We start from the raw sequence: 16,412 nt of genomic DNA, 5'->3' as shown, positions 1-16,412 counted from the left end.
GCGCTCGCCGCGGTCGCCGCCGTGGTGGGTGGGGTGACCGGCGGCGGGACGGCCGCGCTCGGCGCGGCGGCCGGTGTGGGCGTCACGGTGCTCAGCTACACCCTCACCACGGTGGTGCTGGCCCGGGCGGACCAGATCAACCCGCAGTTGCTGCTGCCGCTCGGCCTGGGCCTGTACGTGCTGAAGTTCAGCCTGCTGGGTGTGGTGCTGGTGGCGGTGGCGTCGACCGGTTGGCCCGGGTTGATCCCGCTCTGCCTCGGCATCGTCGCCGGAGTGGCAGTGTGGACGGCGGTGCACATCTGGTGGCTGACCACGGTGCACGCCCGCCGGGCGCACAACTGACCTGGCGGTCGTCCCACCCTTCGGACGCGCCGAAATGTGTCGGCCTCCGGTCATTTTCCGACGGGCGGAAGGGGAGTAGCGTGCCCACAGACGACGGCGCCCACGAGAAGCCCACACAACGACGGTTGTGCGGGGGGTGAGGCACAGCCTCGTCTTCCCGGCTGATATCGTTCGCCCCGTCATGGCTGGTGACCAAACCCCCCGTCCCGCCGGCGAACCGGACGATATTCCGTCCGGCGCCGGTCAGGGTTGGACCGCGCTCAGCTACCTCATCGGAGGAATGCTCGTGTGGGGTTTCATCGGCTGGCTGGTTGACCAGTGGCTCGACACCGGCGGCGTCGCCACCGGGATCGGCGTCGTGCTCGGTATGGCCGGGGGAATCATCCTCGTCGTCCGCCGGCTCGGCACGCCTACTTAGGAAGGGACGCGGTGTTCGGACAGGCGAACGTTCTGGCAGCGGGCCAGGCGGCATTCCCACCCACGGTGGAGGACTTCTACCTGCCCAGCATCCTGCCCTGGGGTGCGCACGACTCCTACTGGGTCACCAAGATCACGGCGATGGTCTGGATCGCGGTCGGCGTCCTGATCATCTTCTTCCTGGCGAGCTACCGGAACCCGCAGCTGGTGCCGACCAAGAAGCAGTGGTTCGCCGAGTCGATCTACGGCTTCGTGCGCAACAACATCGCGGTCGACATGATCGGGCACCAGGGCGTGCGGTTCGCCCCCTACTTCACGACGCTGTTCTGCTTCGTGCTGCTGACGAACGCGTTCGCGATCATCCCGTTCTTCCAGATCTCGCCGAACTCGCACATCGCCTTCCCGGCGATCCTCGCGATCATCAGCTACGTGCTGTTCAACTACATCGGCATCAAGAAGCACGGCTTCGTCAAATACTTCAAGAACTCGCTGATCCCGCCGGCACCCTGGTACATCCTGCCGCTGCTGATTCCGATCGAGCTCTTCTCGACCTTCATCGTCCGGCCGTTCTCGCTGGCCGTCCGTCTCTTCGCGAACATGTTCGCCGGTCACATGCTCCTGCTGGTCTTCACGCTCGGCGGCTTCGCGATGCTGAGCGCCAACGCCTGGCTGGCCCCGGTCTCGGTGCTCTCCTGGGTGATGACCATCGCGCTCACCTTCCTGGAGTTCCTGGTGATCGTCCTGCAGGCCTACGTCTTCACCGTCCTCACCGCCAGCTACGTGCAGGGCGCGCTCGCCGAAGAGCACTGATCCACCCGCACCATCCGTTGTCGTCCCGCGTGAGAGTCACGCGTGATAACCAGGAGGAACCACACCAATGGACGCTAGCGTTCTCGCCGAGGTCACCGGTAGCACCGCTGCCATCGGCTACGGTCTCGCCGCCATCGGCCCGGGCATCGGCGTTGGCCTGGTCTTCGCTGCCTACATCCAGTCGACCGCCCGCCAGCCGGAGTCGTCGCGCATGACCCTGCCGTACGTCTGGATCGGCTTCGCCGTCATCGAGGCGCTCGCGCTGCTGGGCATCGCCTTCGGCTTCATCTGGGCCGGCTCCGCAGCCTGATCCACCCTTTGACCGGGAGGTAACCATGATTTTCCTCGCCGCTGAGGGTGGTGAGTCGACCCACAACCCGATCATCCCGCTCTGGCAGGAGATCGTGGTCGGTTCGGTCGCCTTCGCCGTGCTCTGCTTCGTGCTGATGAAGTTCGTCTTCCCGCGCATGGAGCAGACGTTCCAGGCTCGGGTCGACGCGATCGAGGGCGGCATCAAGCGCGCCGAGGCCGCCCAGGCCGAGGCGAACCAGCTGCTCGAGCAGTACCGTGCCCAGCTCGCTGAGGCCCGGACCGACGCCGCCAAGATCCGTGACGACGCGCGGGCCGACGCCGAGGGCATCCGGCAGGACATCCTCGCCAAGGCGCGGGAAGAGTCCGACCGGGTCATCCAGGCGGGCAAGGACGCGCTCGCCGCCGAGCGGGCCACCATCGTGCGCGAGCTGCGCGCGGAGGTCGGCACGATCGCGGTGGACCTGGCCAGCAAGATCGTTGGCGAGTCGCTGGCCGACGAGGCGCGGCGTAAGGGCACCGTCGACCGGTTCCTGAGCGGTCTCGAGAGCACGGGGGCCCGCTGATGCAGGCCGCCAGCCGGGAGTCGTACAAGGTCGGGGCCGAGCATCTCGACGCGTACGTCCGCGGCAATGACGCGGTCGCGGTGGCACACACCGCGAACGACCTGCTCGCCGTCGGCGGGCTGCTGCGACGGGAGCCGCGGCTGCGCCGGGCGCTCTCGGACCCGGCCCGGTCCGGCGCGGACCGCGCCGACCTGCTCGGCGGGATGCTGCGCGGCAAGGTTGGCGACGGTGCGCTCGAGCTGCTCGCCGCGCTGGTGTCCGGCCGTTGGTCGACGCCGTCGGAGCTGCTCGACGCCGTCGAGCGACTCGGCGTGGAAGCGGTGCTGGCCAGCACCGAGGCCGCCGGTGACCTGGGCGAGGTCGAGGACGAGCTGTTCCGTTTCGGGCAGGTCGTCGCCAACGAGCCCGAGCTTTCGGCGGTGCTGTCCAACTCCGCGGCACCGGTGGATCAGCGCGGGGTCCTGGTCGGCCAGCTGCTGGCCGGCAAGACCCGCCTGGCCACCGTCCGCCTCATCGAGGTGGCGCTGTCCGGCTTCGGGGGGCGTTCCTTCAGCGGATCGCTCACCCGGCTCGTGGAACTCGCCGCCGAACGGCGGGACCGTCAGGTGGCGTACGTCACCGTGGCGGCCCCGTTGAGTGACGAGGAGGAGCGCCGGCTGGGTGCGAGCCTCGCTGCGATATACGGTCGAGAGGTCTCCGTCAAGCAGACGGTGGACCCCCACGTCCTGGGTGGCGTGAGCGTGCGGGTCGGCTCCGACCTGTACGACGGCACCATCCTGCGCCGCCTCAACGAGACCCGCAACGCGCTCGCGAAGCGCTGATCGGCTCGCCGTCCAGCGGCTGAGCGGCTCCGCCGCCCAGCGTTGGGGCGGCTCCGTCGCTCAGCGCTCGGATTGACAGACGCCATTCGGACCGGTCGGTACTAGGTATCCCGGGCCCCTGAATTTTAAGGAAGCAGAGGATGGCCGAGCTGACCATCTCGACGGAGGAGATCCGCGGCGCCCTGGAGCGCTACGTCTCTTCCTACTCGTCCGACGTCTCCCGCGAGGAGGTCGGCACCGTCGCCGACACCGGTGACGGTATCGCCCACGTCGAGGGCCTGCCTTCGACCATGACCAACGAGCTCCTGGAGTTCGAGGACGGCACGCTCGGCGTGGCGTTGAACCTCGACGTCCGGGAGATCGGCGTCGTCGTTCTCGGTGACTCCGCCAAGCTCGAGGAAGGGCAGCGCGTCAAGCGCACCGAGCGGGTTCTCTCCGTTCCGGTCGGCGACGCCTTCCTCGGTCGCGTGGTCAACGCGCTCGGCGATCCGATCGACGCGCTCGGCGACATCGCCAACGAGGGCTTCCGCGAGCTGGAGCTGCAGGCTCCGAACGTGATGTCCCGGCAGTCCGTCGACGAGCCGCTGCAGACCGGCATCAAGGCCATCGACGCGATGACCCCGATCGGTCGGGGTCAGCGGCAGCTGATCATCGGTGACCGGAAGACCGGTAAGACCACGGTCGCTCTGGACGCCATCCTCAACCAGCGGGACAACTGGCGCACCGGCGACCCGAAGAAGCAGGTTCGCTGCATCTACGTCGCCATCGGCCAGAAGGCCTCCACGATCGCCTCCATCAAGGGGCAGCTCGAGGACGCGGGCGCGATGGAATACACCACCATCGTCGCCTCGCCGGCCTCCGACCCGGCTGGCTTCAAGTACCTCGCCCCGTACACCGGCTCGTCCATCGGGCAGCACTGGATGTACGGCGGCAAGCACGTCCTGATCGTCTTCGACGACCTGAGCAAGCAGGCCGAGGCGTACCGCGCCGTGTCGCTGCTGCTGCGTCGCCCGCCGGGCCGTGAGGCGTACCCGGGTGACGTCTTCTACCTGCACTCCCGCCTGCTGGAGCGCTGCGCGAAGCTCTCCGACGAACTGGGTGGCGGCTCGATGACCGGTCTGCCGATCATCGAGACGAAGGCCAACGACATCTCGGCCTTCATCCCGACCAACGTCATCTCGATCACCGACGGCCAGATCTTCCTGGAGACCGACCTGTTCAACCAGGGCGTCCGTCCGGCGATCAACGTCGGTACCTCGGTCTCCCGGGTCGGTGGCGCCGCGCAGGTGAAGCCGATGAAGAAGGTCGCCGGTTCGCTGCGGCTCAACCTGGCCCAGTACCGCGAGCTGGAGGCGTTCGCCGCCTTCGCCTCCGACCTGGACCGGGCCTCCCGCGCCCAGCTGGACCGCGGTTCGCGTCTGGTCGAGCTGCTCAAGCAGCCGAACTACTCGCCGTTCCCGGTGCAGGAGCAGGTCGTCTCGGTCTGGGCCGGCACCGAGGGCAAGCTGGACGACGTTCCGGTCGGTGAGGTGCGGCGCTTCGAGTCCGAGTTCCTCCAGTACCTGCGGCACAAGCACCAGGGTGTGCTGGCCGGCATCGCCGACAACCAGTGGAACGATGACATCATCGGCTCGCTGGACAGCGCGATCACCGAGTTCAAGCAGGTCTTCCTCAACAAGGACGAGGAGCGTCGGGTCAACGACGCGCCGGCCGCGCCGCTTGAGGGCGACGAGAACCGCGAGACGGTGACCCGCTTCCGCGACGGCGCGACCGACCGCCCGGCCGAGAGCTGATCCCATGGCGGCCCAGGTACGCGTTCTTCGTCAACGGATCCGCTCGGCGAAGTCGATGAAGAAGATCACCAAGGCGATGGAGCTCGTGGCGACGAGCCGGATCGCCAAGGCTCAGGCCCGGGTGCAGGCGTCCCTGCCGTACGCCCAGGCCATCACCGGTGTGCTCACGGCGCTGGCGTCCAACGCGCGGATCGACCACCCGCTGCTCACCCCGCGTGAGCGGGTGCGGCGGGCCGGCGTCCTGTTGGTCACCAGCGACCGTGGCCTGGCCGGCGGTTACAGCTCCAACGCGATCAGGATGGCGGAGTCGCTGATCGCGCGGCTCAATGCGGACGGCAAGGAGCCGGTGCTCTACGTCATCGGGCGTAAGGGCGTCGGGTTCTACCGGTTCCGCGACCGGCCGATCGAGGCGAACTGGACCGGGTTCAGCGAGCAGCCGTCGTTCGAGGACGCCCGTACCGTTGGTGAGACGCTGATCAAGGCGTTCACGGCCGGTGCGGACGACGCCGACGGCGGCGCCGGAGCGGACGGGGTGCTCGGCGTCGACGAGTTGCACATCGTCTACACCGAGTTCCACTCGCTCATGACGCAGAGCCCGGTCACCAAGGTCATCGGTCCGATGCAGGTGGAGGACCGGCCGCGCTCCGAGGGGTTGCTGCCGGCGTACGAGTTCGAGCCGGAGGCGGAGGCGCTGCTCGACGCGCTCCTGCCGAGGTACATCAACACGCGGATCTACGCGGCGTTGATCGAATCGGCGGCGAGTGAGTCGGCGTCGCGTCGGCGGGCGATGAAGAGCGCCACCGACAACGCCGAAGAGATGATCGAGAAGTACACGCGCGAGATGAACTCGGCTCGCCAGGCCGGGATCACCCAGGAGATCAGCGAGATCGTCGGCGGCGCGAACGCGCTGGCCGCGTCGGGAAGTGAAGTGTGATGACTGCACCAGTAGAGACCAAGACGGCCACGGGTCGCGTGGTCCGGGTCATCGGCCCGGTCGTCGACGCCGAGTTCCCGCGCGACGCCATGCCGCCCCTGTTCAACGCCCTGAACGTGAAGGTGAACCTGTCCGGCGGTGAGAAGACGCTGACCCTGGAGGTCGCCCAGCACCTGGGTGACAACCTGGTCCGTGCCATCTCGATGCAGCCGACCGACGGCCTGGTCCGTGGCGCCGAGGTGCGCGACCGCGGCGAGCCGATCACGGTGCCGGTGGGCGACGCGGTCAAGGGCCACGTGTTCAACGCGATCGGCGAGGTGCTCAACCTCAAAGAGGGCGAGACCCTGACCCCGGACGACCACTGGGGTATCCACCGCAAGGCCCCGGCCTTCGCGGACCTGGAGCCGAAGACCGAGATGCTGGAGACCGGCATCAAGGTCATCGACCTGCTCGCCCCGTACGTCAAGGGCGGCAAGATCGGCCTGTTCGGCGGCGCGGGCGTGGGCAAGACGGTGCTCATCCAGGAGATGATCACCCGGGTTGCCCGTAACTTCGGTGGTACCTCGGTGTTCGCTGGCGTGGGTGAGCGCACCCGTGAGGGCAACGACCTCATCGCCGAGATGACCGAGTCCGGCGTCATCGACAAGACCGCGCTGGTCTACGGCCAGATGGACGAGCCGCCGGGCACCCGGCTGCGGGTGGCGCTCTCCGCGCTGACCATGGCCGAGTACTTCCGGGACGTGAAGAAGCAGGAGGTGCTGCTCTTCATCGACAACATCTTCCGCTTCACGCAGGCCGGTTCGGAGGTGTCCACCCTGCTCGGCCGTATGCCGAGCGCCGTGGGTTACCAGCCGACCCTGGCCGACGAGATGGGCGAGCTCCAGGAGCGGATCACCTCCGTCCGGGGCCAGGCCATCACCTCCATGCAGGCGATCTACGTGCCGGCGGACGACTACACCGACCCCGCCCCGGCCACCACGTTCGCCCACCTGGACGCGACCACCAACCTGGAGCGGTCGATCTCCGACAAGGGCATCTACCCGGCCGTGGACCCGCTGGCGTCCTCGTCCCGGATCCTCGCCCCGGAGTTCGTCGGCAACGAGCACTTCCAGGTGGCCACCGAGGTGAAGCGGATCCTGCAGCGCTACCGCGACCTGCAGGACATCATCGCCATCCTCGGTATCGAGGAGCTCTCCGAGGAAGACAAGATCACCGTGCAGCGCGCGCGGCGGATCGAGCGCTTCCTCTCGCAGAACACCTATGCGGCGGAGCAGTTCACCGGCGTGCCCGGCTCGACGGTCCCGATCAAGGAGACCATCGAGGCGTTCCGGAAGATCAGCGAGGGTGAGTACGATCACTTCCCCGAGCAGGCGTTCTTCATGTGCGGCGGTCTCGAGGACCTGGAGCGCAAGGCTGAGGAGCTGATGAAGGGCTGACCAGCCCCCCATCCGATCTGTAGCAAAAAGACTGCCCCGGCAATGCCGGGGCAGTCTTTTGTTCATGTTCGCGCCTTACCATCGTCGCGGTCCGTTACTCGTGGTCGTCACTCCCACGGCTCCCGAGCTACGGTTCGTTCCGCGCTCACCTGAACGAGCGTTGATCTTTGCAACCTTTCGACGACGTGCGCCCGTCTTCCTCGTCGTGGGCGTAACGAACGGAGATGCTCGTGGGTAAGGCCGGCAAGAGTGGCCGCAAGCCGTCCATCTGGCGAGGTGTGCCGCGGTGGGCCAGGATCTGCACGGTGTTCGGCACCGTGCTGACCGTGCTCAGCGGCGCCGTGCTGGTCGGCACCGAGGTGCTCATGGCCCGCTACGAGGGGTCCGTCGGCAAGGCCGACCTCTTCGGTGACCAGGCGGCGGGTGCCCAGGCGAAGAAGAGCGACATCAAGGGTCCGCTCAACATCCTGCTCGTCGGCATCGACCCGCGTACGCCGACGGCCGCGCCACTGGCCGACTCGATCATGGTGCTGCACGTGCCGGCCTCGATGGACCGGGCCTACCTGTTCTCGCTGCCACGTGACCTCTACGTGCAGATCCCGGCGTTCAAGAAGGCCGACTTCCCGGGCGAGACCACCAAGATCAACGCCGCCATGTCGTTCGGCAGCAAGGTGCCGGGAGCCAACCCCGACGCGGCACGGGGCTTCGAGCTGCTGGCCGCCACCGTGCAGAAGGTGACCGGCATCAAGCGCTTCGACGCCGGCGCGATCATCAACTTCACCGGCTTCCAGAAGATCGTCGACGCCATGGGTGGTGTCGACATGTACATCGAGCGCGACGTGAAGTCCGAGCACAAGCAGCCGGACGGCAAGCCGCGGCCGGGCAACACCCGTGGTGAGGGCTACGTCGGCCCGCAGGCGCTCTACAAGAAGGGCAACCGGCACCTGAGTGGGTGGCAGGCGTTGGACTACGTCCGGCAGCGCTACCCGAAGAACGGCGTCCCGGATTCCGACTACGGCCGGCAGCGCCACCAGCAGCAGTTCGTCAAGGCCATGGTCGGCCAGGCGTTCAGCGCCGACGTGGTGTCCAACCCGATCAAGCTGGACAAGGTGCTCCGCGCCGCCGGCCAGTCACTGATCTTCAACGGTCGGGGTAACAGCGTGGTCGACTTCGGGCTCGCCCTGAAGGACATCCGCCCGAACACCATCGAGATGATCAAGCTCCCGGGTGGTGGAGTCTTCGACGGTAAGAGATACCTCGGCGAGCAGTTCCAGGAGGGCGTTCCGGACTTCTTCGACGCCCTGCACAACGAGCAACTCGACCCGTTCCTGCTCGAGCACCCGGAATTCGTCAACAAGGGCAAGTAGCACAAGGGCAAGTAGTCAGGGCGCCGTTGTCCCCACCCGCGTTGGGCGGGCCGCGTCGTCAGGCTAGACTTTCGGCAATCCGTAGCCGCAGCAAGGAGACAGCGTGGCACAGCAGCTTCACGTCGAGCTCGTCGCCGTCGAGGAGAAGGTCTGGTCCGGTGACGCCGAGATGGTCGTCGCCCGGACGACCGAGGGCGAGCTCGGTGTCCTGCCGGGGCACGCGCCGCTGCTCGGCCAACTCGCCGAGCCCGGCCAGGTCCGCATCAAGCTCGCCGGTGGTGAGCAGGTCGCCTACGAGGTGGCCGGCGGCTTCCTCTCGGTAAGCGCCGACGGTGTCACCGTGCTGGCCGAGAGCGCAACCCCGGTCTCCGCGCAGAGCCGCTGAGCCACACCGGGGATGGAGATCGTCGAAGGATTCGGCATCGGCGTCGTCGTCATCCTCGGCGCGCTTCTGATCCTCTTCGTCCGGCGAGCTCTGGTCACCCGCAGCGGTGGCATCATCCGGCTCAGCGTCCGGGTCTCCACCATGCTCGACGGCCGCGGCTGGTCGCCCGGCTTCGGCCGGTTCGCCGGTGACGAGCTGCGCTGGTACCGAATGTTCAGCTTCGCGATCCGACCCAAGCGGGTGCTCTCCCGTAAGGGGCTGGCCGTGGAGCGCCGCCGGTTGCCCGAAGGCCAGGAACGGTTCTCCATGCCGGCCGACTGGGTGATCCTCCGCTGTACCAGTCACCACGCACCGGTGGAGATCGCCATGGCGCGATCGACCGTGACCGGTTTCCTCTCCTGGCTCGAGGCCGCCCCTCCGGGGGCGGTCTCGCCGCGTATGGCCTCCCAGGACTGGCCGGCTGCCTGAGCCGTCCTGGTCGCTCTTGCTGGGTTTCCGGGGGAGCCCGCCCGGCTCCGGGCGGTCAGGCTTGATCCCTGCGCCGGGCGGGCTCCCCCGGAAACCCTTCGTCGGGCACTGTCCGCCGTTCCGGCGCGGTTTCTCTCACCTGCCGTTACCGATTCAGCCGAGTCCCGCCTCCTCGGCGTTGGGGCGGGTTGATCGACTCGGTTTCCTTGATGTCGGGGTGTCCTGCTGGTGTGGAGGCCCCGGTTTTCAGGAGCCCGAGTGGATCATGGGGTCGCGAGTCCTTGGTGCGGGCGTTGATCCCAGCTCGCCCAGTGGATCAAGCCTTGGCTACGCGTGGTGGCGGGCAGAGTGGGAACCCACACCTCGACGTGGTGCGGAGCGCCGACGTTCAGCGCTTGCCGCCCGGCACCCATAGCACATCTCCTGCCGGATTTGCCGTTCTTGACAGGATAAAGAGCAGATCGGAGAGCCGGTTGAGATACTTTGCCGGGAGCGTGCTGGTTCGTTCCGGATCGTGGCTGACCAGCGCCCACGCTGCCCGTTCGGCACGCCGGGCGACGGTCCGCGCCACGTGCAGCAGCGCCGCGCCTGCGGTGCCGCCGGGGAGGATGAAGGAGTCGAGCTTGCTCAGGCGTGCGTTGTACTCGTCGCACCAGCCCTCCAGGCGCTCGACGTACTCCTCGGTCACCCGCAGCGGCGGGTACTTCGGCTCCGGCTCGACCGGGGTGGACAGGTCGGCGCCGACGTCGAACAGGTCGTTCTGCACCGACCCCAGCACGCCGCGAAGCTCCTCGTCGAGGTTCCCCAGCGCGAGCGCGACGCCGAGCGCCGCGTTGCACTCGTCGACGTCCGCGTACGCGGCGATCCGTGGATCGGTCTTCGGCACCTGCTCGTTGTTGCTCAGCCTGGTCATGCCGGCGTCGCCGGCCTTGGTGTAGATGCGCGTGAGGTGGACGGCCATGACGCACAGCCTACGGATTCCCGACCTGACGATCCCGACGCGGCCGGACAGCACCGCCGGCTGGCCGGTGGTGGTGGGCCCCGGGGACGCCGGCGATCCGGCGGTCAACGATGTCGACGTCATCCGGGTCCACGGTGACGCCCGGCTGGCCGGCACCGTGCACGTGGTCGGTGCCAAGAACTCGGCGTTGAAGCTGATGGCCGCCGCGCTGCTCGCGCCGGGCCGCAGCGTGATCACCAACGTTCCCCGGATCACCGACATCGCGATCATGGGGGAGGTGCTGCGTCGGCTGGGCTGCGACGTCCAGTTCGACGCGGACGACCCGGTCGACCCGATGGTCGCCCGGGGCGGCGTGGCCCGGTCCCGGTCGGTGACGATCGACGTGCCCGAACAGCCGGGTGCGGAGGCCGACTACGACCTGGTCCGACGGTTGCGCGCGTCGATCTGCGTGCTCGGCCCACTGCTGGCCCGTCGGGGGTACGTGCGGGTGGCCCATCCCGGCGGCGACGCGATCGGGTCGCGGGGGTTGGACATGCACATCTCCGGGCTGACCCGGATGGGCGCGGAGATCTCCGGTGAGCACGGGTTCGTCATCGCCTCCGCCCCGCACGGGCTACGCGGCGCGGACATCGTGCTGGACTTCCCCAGCGTCGGGGCGACGGAGAACCTGGTGATGGCGGCGGTGCTGGCCCAGGGCACCACGATGATCGACAACGCGGCCCGGGAGCCGGAGATCGTCGACATCTGCACGATGCTCAACCAGATGGGCGCGCGCATCGTCGGCGCGGGCACGTCCATGTTGCGGATCACCGGGGTGCCCGGTCTGCGTCCGGTGCGTCACGCCACGGTGGGGGACCGGATCGTCGCCGGCACCTGGGCGTTCGGCGCGGCGATGACCCGGGGCGACGTGACGGTGACCGGGCTGGACCCGGCCTTCCTGGAGGTCGCCCTGGACAAGGTGGTGGCCGCCGGCGGGCTGGTGGAGACCCGGGGGGACGGCTTCCGCGTACGGATGGACGAGCGGCCCCGGGCGGTGGACGTGGTGACGCTGCCGTACCCCGGCTTCGCCACCGACCTGCTGCCGATGGCGATCGGGCTGGCGGCCGTCAGCGACGGCGCCTCCCTGATCACCGAGAACATCTTCGACGGTCGGTTCATGTTCGCCAACGAGATGATGCGGCTCGGCGCGGACATCAAGACCGACGGGCATCACGCGGTGGTCCGGGGACGGGACCGGCTCTCCGGTGCCCCGGTGCGGGCCACCGACATCCGGGCCGGAGCAGGGTTGATCATCGCCGGGCTCTGCGCGGAGGGGGTCACCGAGGTCTCGCACGTGCACCACGTCGACCGGGGCTACCCGGACTTCGTGGCCGACCTGCGGGCGCTCGGGGTGGCGGTCGAGCGGGGCACCACTCCCGAGGAGCCGGCACTGGAGATCTGAGGCCGCCCGCCGCGATCCGGCCCGACCGCCACTTAGCCATCGTTCAGGCTCGCCGACTAGGGTGCAGGCAGGCACTCAATCGCAGCGAGGGAGAAGCAGATGGCGGGTCGACTCGCGGTCGTCGGGGCCGGGTTGATGGGTTCCGGCATCGCCCAGGTGGCGGCGCAGGCGGGCTGGCAGGTGACGCTGCGCGACCTGGACGACGCGGCCACCACCCGGGGTCTGGGCGGCATTCGGAAGTCACTGGAGAAGTTCGCCGAGAAGGGCAAGATCGAGGCGTCCGAGGTCGAGGCGACGCTGGGCCGGATCACCCCGACCACCGACCTGGAGGCGGCGGCGGACGCGGACATCGTGGTCGAGGCGGTCTTCGAGCGGCTGGAGATCAAGCACGAGGTGTTCCGCGCCCTGGACAAGATCTGCAAGTCGGACGCGGTGCTCGCCACCAACACCTCGGCCATCCCGGTCACCCAGATCGCCGCGGTGACCGAGCGGCCCGAGGCGGTCGTCGGCACCCACTTCTTCTCCCCGGTGCCGATGATGCAGCTCTGCGAGCTGGTGCGCGGTTACAAGACCAGCGACGCCACGCTGGACACCGCGCGGGCCTTCGCCGAGGAGATCGGCAAGACGGTCGTCGTGGTCAACCGGGACATCGCCGGCTTCGTCACGACCCGGCTGATCTCCGCCCTGGTGATGGAGGCGGTCAAGCTGGTCGAGTCCGGGGTGGTGTCCGCGGAGGACCTGGACACCGCCTGCCGGCTGGGCTTCGGGCACGCGATGGGCCCCCTGGCCACCACCGACCTGACCGGGGTGGACGTGCTGTTGCACGCCTCGAAGAACATCTACACCGACACCGCCGACGAGAAGTTCTTCCCGCCGGAGCTGCTCCAGCGGATGGTCACCGCCGGCGACCTGGGCCGCAAGACCGGCAAGGGCTTCTACACGTACTGAGTTGTGGCGGCCGGGGCGGACGCCCGCCCCGGCCGACCGCTCAGCCGTCGCGCTTGGTGGTCCAGCGGAAGGTGGTCAGGCAGAGCACCACGCCGATCACGCACCACAGGGCCAGCACCACCGCCACCCGGCCCAGCTCGAACGAGCCGCCCGGCTCCTGGGCGCCGAAGCTCTCCGGCAGGAACACCGACCGCAGCCCCTGGCACATCCACTTGAGCGGGAACAGCGCCGCCACCTGCTGCATCCAGGTGGGCAGGTCGGTGAAGACGAAGAACACCCCGGAGATGAACTGGAGCACCAGGGCGACCGGGGTGACCACCGCCGAGCCGCTGCGGGCGGTGCGGGCCAGCGACGAGATCGCGATGCCGCACAGGGTGCAGGCGGTCACCCCGAGCACGGCGACCCAGCCGAAGGTGAACCACTTCTCGGCGGTGCCCGGCAGGTCGAGGTCGAACAGCGCCACCGCGACGGCCAGAAGCAGGGCCGTCTCGGCGATGCCGATCGCCACCACCATGATCACTTTTCCGGCGAACCAGACCCACTTCGGCATCGGCGTGCCCCGGTAGCGCTTCAGCACTCCCCGGTCCCGCTCGATGGGGATCCAGATGCCGAGGTTCTGGAAGCTCACCGTCATCAGGCCGGTCGCGATCATGCCGGTGATGAAGTACTGGGTGAACTTGACCCCGCCACCGATCGTGCCGTCGAAGATCGACGCGAAGATCAGGATCATGATGATGGGGAAGCCCATCGTGAAGACCACCGACTCCCGGCTGCGCAGGAACTGGGTGATCTCCAGCCGGCCCTGGCGCAGGGCGAGCGCGCCGGCACCCGGCCGTCGGCTGGGGGTCGCGGCGACCGGCGTCGCCGGCTTCGTCGTGGTCGTCATCGCGCGTGTCCGATCATGGTGAGGTAGACGTCCTCCAGGGTCGGCCGGGTCACCGTGAGCCCGGGGACCTCGCCGCCGTAGCGCGCCGCGAGGTCGGCCACGAAGGCCGTCGGCGTCGCGCTCTGCGCGCTCTGCAACGTCCCTTCCGGGGTACGCCAGGAGACCGTCGCGAGGGCCTCCTGCCGATTGCCCAGCCGGTTGGGAGCGGCGACCTCGACCAGCCGACCGCCGGCGATCACGCCGACCCGGTCGGCGAGGGCCTCGGCCTCGTCCAGGTAGTGGGTGGTGAGCACGATTGTGGTGCCGGCCGCGGCGAGGTCGCGGATCAGCTCCCAGAACTCGCGGCGGGCCTCCGGGTCGAAGCCGGTGGTCGGCTCGTCGAGGAAGAGCAGCTCGGGGCGGCCGATGATGCCCAGGGCCACGTCCAGGCGGCGCCGCTGCCCACCGGAGAGGGTGTGCGTACGGGCCTTCGCCTTGTCGGCCAGCCCGACCCGCTCGATCACCTTGGCCGGGTCGTCCGCCTCGGGGTAGAAGCCGGAGAAGTGCCGGACCACCTCGGCCACGGTCAGCTCGTCGAACTCGCCGGTGCCCTGGAGCACGATGCCGACCCGCGAGCGCCAGTGCGAATCCGGCTGGGCCGGGTCCACGCCGAGGACCCTGACCTCGCCGGCGTCGCGGCGGCGGTAACCCTCCAGGATCTCCACCGTGGTGGTCTTGCCGGCGCCGTTCGGGCCGAGCAACGCGAACACCTCGCCACGGTGGACGTCGAGATCCACGCCCGCCACCGCCACGTTGTCGCCGTACGCCTTACGCAGCCCTCGGACGGAGATGGCCAGCTCGTCATCCATGCCGTCCAGTGTGCGTCCTGGCCTGGGCCGGGCGGTGCCCGGGGTGTGGCGGTCCGCGCCACTGCGGGCGCTTGACACCCGGACGTCCCCGACATGGACCTGTGTGGTTTTCCACAGCTCCTTTTACTGAACGGTAACTTAGACTCCGGCCATGGATGAGACGGCATTCCCGGGGCGACTGCCCGAGCGGGACCGCCCGTGGGTGATGCGCACCTACGCCGGCCACTCGTCGGCCGCGGCGACCAACGCCCTCTTCCGCCGCAACCTGGCGAAGGGGCAGACCGGGCTCTCGGTCGCCTTCGACCTGCCCACCCAGACCGGGTACGACCCGGACCACGAACTCGCCGCCGGCGAGGTCGGACGGGTCGGCGTGCCGGTGGCCCACCTCGGCGACATGCGGGCGCTCTTCGACGGTCTCCCGCTCGCCGACACGAACACCTCGATGACCATCAACGCCCCGGCGATGTGGCTGCTCGCCCTGTACGGCACCGTCGGGCTGGAGCAGGGCGCCGACCTGGCCCGCTGCGCCGGCACCACCCAGAACGACATCATCAAGGAGTACCTGTCCCGGGGCACCTACATCTTTCCGCCGGCGGCGTCGCTGCGGCTGACCGCCGACGTGGTGGCGTACACGCTGCGCGAGATGCCCCGGTGGAACCCGGTCAACATCTGCTCGTACCACCTGCAGGAGGCCGGCGCCACGCCCGTGCAGGAGGTCGGCTTCGCGCTGGCCACCGCGGTCGCCGTGCTCGACGCGGTCCGTGACTCCGGTCAGGTGCCGGCCGAGCGGATGGGCGACGTGGTCCAGCGCATCTCGTTCTTCGTCAACGCCGGGGTGCGCTTCGTCGAGGAGATCGCCAAGATGCGCGCGTTCGGCGTGCTCTGGGACGAGATCACCCGGGACCGGTACGGGGTGACCGACGCGAGGCAACGACGGTTCCGCTACGGCGTGCAGGTCAACTCGCTCGGCCTCACCGAGGCGCAGCCGGAGAACAACATCCAGCGCATCGTGCTGGAGATGCTCGGCGTGACGATGTCCCGCGACGCCCGCGCCCGCGCGGTCCAGCTGCCCGCCTGGAACGAGGCGCTCGGCCTGCCCCGCCCGTGGGACCAGCAGTGGTCGCTGCGGATGCAACAGGTCCTGGCGTACGAGTCGGATCTGCTCGAATATCCTGACCTCTTCGCCGGCTCGCACGTGATGACCGCGCTTGTCGACGAGGTCGTCACCGGGGCGCGGGTCGAGCTGGACAAGGTGCTGGAGCTGGGCGGTGTCGTCGCCGCCGTGGAGACCGGCTACCTCAAGAGCGCGCTTGTCGCGTCGCTGGCCGAACGCCGCCGGCGGATGGAGTCCGGCGCGGACGTGGTGGTCGGGGTCAACCGGTACACCGAGACCGAGTCCTCCCCGCTGACCGCCGCCGGTGCGGGCGCCGTCGAGCAGGTCGATCCCGCCGTCGAGGCGGCCGCCACGGAGGGCGTACGCCGGTGGCGGGCCGACCGGGACGCGGCCGTCGTCGACGCGGCGTTGGCCCGGCTCCGCGCGGACGCCGCGACGACCACCAACCTGATGCCGGCGACCCTGGAGTGCGTGCGGGCCGGTGTGACCACCGGCGAGTGGGCCGGCGCGCTGCGCCAGGTCTTCGGCGAGTACCGGGCGCGGACCGGCCTCGCCGGCGCCACCGG

At 69.1% G+C, this 16,412-nt stretch carries 18 protein-coding genes; 15 read left to right on the top strand and 3 right to left on the bottom strand.

The genetic code is table 11. The annotated features are described in order from the left end of the window. The 12 genes from PSH25_RS12590 to PSH25_RS12535 all read left to right on the top strand — a co-directional run. The coding region (locus PSH25_RS12590; RefSeq protein ID WP_238659272.1) for a hypothetical protein at positions 1–342 on the top strand (342 nt) is incomplete at its 5' end. Between the two features lie 181 nt (positions 343–523). Then, complete coding sequence (locus PSH25_RS12585; RefSeq protein ID WP_030488045.1) at positions 524–760, top strand: AtpZ/AtpI family protein; 237 nt, start codon at positions 524–526, stop codon at positions 758–760. Positions 761–771: 11 nt separating this feature from the next. Beyond that, entirely contained in the window at positions 772–1,569 is a 798-nt protein-coding gene (atpB, locus tag PSH25_RS12580) for a F0F1 ATP synthase subunit A (protein WP_238659271.1), read from the top strand. Between the two features lie 67 nt (positions 1,570–1,636). Continuing rightward, a complete protein-coding gene (locus PSH25_RS12575; protein WP_130404096.1) occupies positions 1,637–1,879 on the top strand; it encodes an ATP synthase subunit C-like protein in 243 nt (80 codons plus the stop codon). A 25-nt stretch (positions 1,880–1,904) separates the two neighbouring features. Then, positions 1,905–2,444 carry a F0F1 ATP synthase subunit B gene (locus PSH25_RS12570; RefSeq protein ID WP_238659270.1) on the top strand — a complete coding sequence of 180 codons (540 nt, stop codon included), beginning with the start codon at positions 1,905–1,907 and terminating at the stop codon, positions 2,442–2,444. Then, a complete protein-coding gene (locus PSH25_RS12565) occupies positions 2,444–3,265 on the top strand; it encodes a F0F1 ATP synthase subunit delta (protein WP_238659269.1) in 822 nt (273 codons plus the stop codon). The genes PSH25_RS12570 and PSH25_RS12565 overlap by 1 nt, the downstream gene beginning before the upstream one ends. 140 nt (positions 3,266–3,405) lie before the next feature. Then, positions 3,406–5,058 carry a F0F1 ATP synthase subunit alpha gene (gene atpA, locus PSH25_RS12560; protein WP_238659268.1) on the top strand — a complete coding sequence of 551 codons (1,653 nt, stop codon included), beginning with the start codon at positions 3,406–3,408 and terminating at the stop codon, positions 5,056–5,058. A gap of 4 nt (positions 5,059–5,062) precedes the next feature. Further along, a complete protein-coding gene (locus PSH25_RS12555; protein ID WP_238659267.1) occupies positions 5,063–5,992 on the top strand; it encodes a F0F1 ATP synthase subunit gamma in 930 nt (309 codons plus the stop codon). Further along, positions 5,992–7,428 carry a F0F1 ATP synthase subunit beta gene (gene atpD, locus PSH25_RS12550; protein ID WP_238659266.1) on the top strand — a complete coding sequence of 479 codons (1,437 nt, stop codon included), beginning with the start codon at positions 5,992–5,994 and terminating at the stop codon, positions 7,426–7,428. The genes PSH25_RS12555 and atpD overlap by 1 nt, the downstream gene beginning before the upstream one ends. A gap of 224 nt (positions 7,429–7,652) precedes the next feature. Continuing rightward, entirely contained in the window at positions 7,653–8,795 is a 1,143-nt protein-coding gene (locus PSH25_RS12545; RefSeq protein ID WP_238659265.1) for an LCP family protein, read from the top strand. A gap of 103 nt (positions 8,796–8,898) precedes the next feature. Next, positions 8,899–9,180 carry a F0F1 ATP synthase subunit epsilon gene (locus PSH25_RS12540; protein WP_030333186.1) on the top strand — a complete coding sequence of 94 codons (282 nt, stop codon included), beginning with the start codon at positions 8,899–8,901 and terminating at the stop codon, positions 9,178–9,180. A 12-nt stretch (positions 9,181–9,192) separates the two neighbouring features. Continuing rightward, positions 9,193–9,648, top strand: coding sequence for a DUF2550 domain-containing protein (locus PSH25_RS12535; protein WP_124857610.1), 456 nt, complete (start codon positions 9,193–9,195; stop codon positions 9,646–9,648). Between the two features lie 388 nt (positions 9,649–10,036). Here the strand turns inward: PSH25_RS12535 and PSH25_RS12530 are convergent, their stop codons facing one another. After that, a complete protein-coding gene (locus PSH25_RS12530; RefSeq protein WP_238659264.1) occupies positions 10,037–10,609 on the bottom strand; it encodes a cob(I)yrinic acid a,c-diamide adenosyltransferase in 573 nt (190 codons plus the stop codon). On the opposite strand from PSH25_RS12530, the gene murA reads away from it, so the two are divergent. Next, positions 10,608–12,050, top strand: a complete 1,443-nt coding sequence (murA, locus tag PSH25_RS12525) for a UDP-N-acetylglucosamine 1-carboxyvinyltransferase (protein ID WP_238659263.1) — start codon at positions 10,608–10,610, stop codon at positions 12,048–12,050. The two genes, PSH25_RS12530 and murA, sit on opposite strands and share 2 nt — an antisense overlap. Positions 12,051–12,149: 99 nt before the next feature. Continuing rightward, a complete protein-coding gene (locus tag PSH25_RS12520) occupies positions 12,150–12,998 on the top strand; it encodes a 3-hydroxyacyl-CoA dehydrogenase family protein (RefSeq protein WP_238659262.1) in 849 nt (282 codons plus the stop codon). Positions 12,999–13,038: 40 nt separating this feature from the next. On the opposite strand, the gene PSH25_RS12515 is transcribed toward PSH25_RS12520, so the two are convergent. Together PSH25_RS12515 and PSH25_RS12510 are read right to left on the bottom strand one after the other, a co-directional pair. Beyond that, a complete protein-coding gene (locus tag PSH25_RS12515) occupies positions 13,039–13,884 on the bottom strand; it encodes an ABC transporter permease (RefSeq protein ID WP_238659261.1) in 846 nt (281 codons plus the stop codon). Beyond that, the gene (locus PSH25_RS12510; RefSeq protein ID WP_238659260.1) at positions 13,881–14,732 is read right to left on the bottom strand and encodes an ABC transporter ATP-binding protein; all 852 of its coding nucleotides are present in this window, start codon (positions 14,730–14,732) and stop codon (positions 13,881–13,883) included. The genes PSH25_RS12515 and PSH25_RS12510 overlap by 4 nt, the downstream gene beginning before the upstream one ends. Before the next feature lie 151 nt (positions 14,733–14,883). Between PSH25_RS12510 and PSH25_RS12505 the strand changes: the two genes are divergently transcribed. Further along, positions 14,884–16,412, top strand: a 1,529-nt coding sequence (locus tag PSH25_RS12505) for a methylmalonyl-CoA mutase family protein (protein ID WP_238659259.1), incomplete at its 3' end; no start/stop codon positions are given.

The organism is Micromonospora foliorum, from assembly GCF_022229015.1.
Lineage (GTDB): Bacteria > Actinomycetota > Actinomycetes > Mycobacteriales > Micromonosporaceae > Micromonospora > Micromonospora foliorum.
The sequence above is the reverse complement of the archived record's forward strand: the minus strand, read 5'-3'. Positions and strand labels throughout refer to the sequence as shown.

Coding starts and splice junctions, on each gene's coding strand:
- atpA (WP_238659268.1), top strand. CDS start 3,406: ATGGCCGAGCTGACCATCTCGACGGAGGAGATCCGCGGCGCCCTGGAG.
- PSH25_RS12510 (WP_238659260.1), bottom strand. CDS start 14,732: ATGGATGACGAGCTGGCCATCTCCGTCCGAGGGCTGCGTAAGGCGTAC.
- PSH25_RS12545 (WP_238659265.1), top strand. CDS start 7,653: ATGCTCGTGGGTAAGGCCGGCAAGAGTGGCCGCAAGCCGTCCATCTGG.
- PSH25_RS12520 (WP_238659262.1), top strand. CDS start 12,150: ATGGCGGGTCGACTCGCGGTCGTCGGGGCCGGGTTGATGGGTTCCGGC.
- murA (WP_238659263.1), top strand. CDS start 10,608: ATGACGCACAGCCTACGGATTCCCGACCTGACGATCCCGACGCGGCCG.
- PSH25_RS12530 (WP_238659264.1), bottom strand. CDS start 10,609: ATGGCCGTCCACCTCACGCGCATCTACACCAAGGCCGGCGACGCCGGC.
- PSH25_RS12565 (WP_238659269.1), top strand. CDS start 2,444: ATGCAGGCCGCCAGCCGGGAGTCGTACAAGGTCGGGGCCGAGCATCTC.
- PSH25_RS12515 (WP_238659261.1), bottom strand. CDS start 13,884: ATGACGACCACGACGAAGCCGGCGACGCCGGTCGCCGCGACCCCCAGC.
- PSH25_RS12575 (WP_130404096.1), top strand. CDS start 1,637: ATGGACGCTAGCGTTCTCGCCGAGGTCACCGGTAGCACCGCTGCCATC.
- PSH25_RS12585 (WP_030488045.1), top strand. CDS start 524: ATGGCTGGTGACCAAACCCCCCGTCCCGCCGGCGAACCGGACGATATT.
- atpD (WP_238659266.1), top strand. CDS start 5,992: ATGACTGCACCAGTAGAGACCAAGACGGCCACGGGTCGCGTGGTCCGG.
- PSH25_RS12535 (WP_124857610.1), top strand. CDS start 9,193: ATGGAGATCGTCGAAGGATTCGGCATCGGCGTCGTCGTCATCCTCGGC.
- PSH25_RS12555 (WP_238659267.1), top strand. CDS start 5,063: ATGGCGGCCCAGGTACGCGTTCTTCGTCAACGGATCCGCTCGGCGAAG.
- PSH25_RS12570 (WP_238659270.1), top strand. CDS start 1,905: ATGATTTTCCTCGCCGCTGAGGGTGGTGAGTCGACCCACAACCCGATC.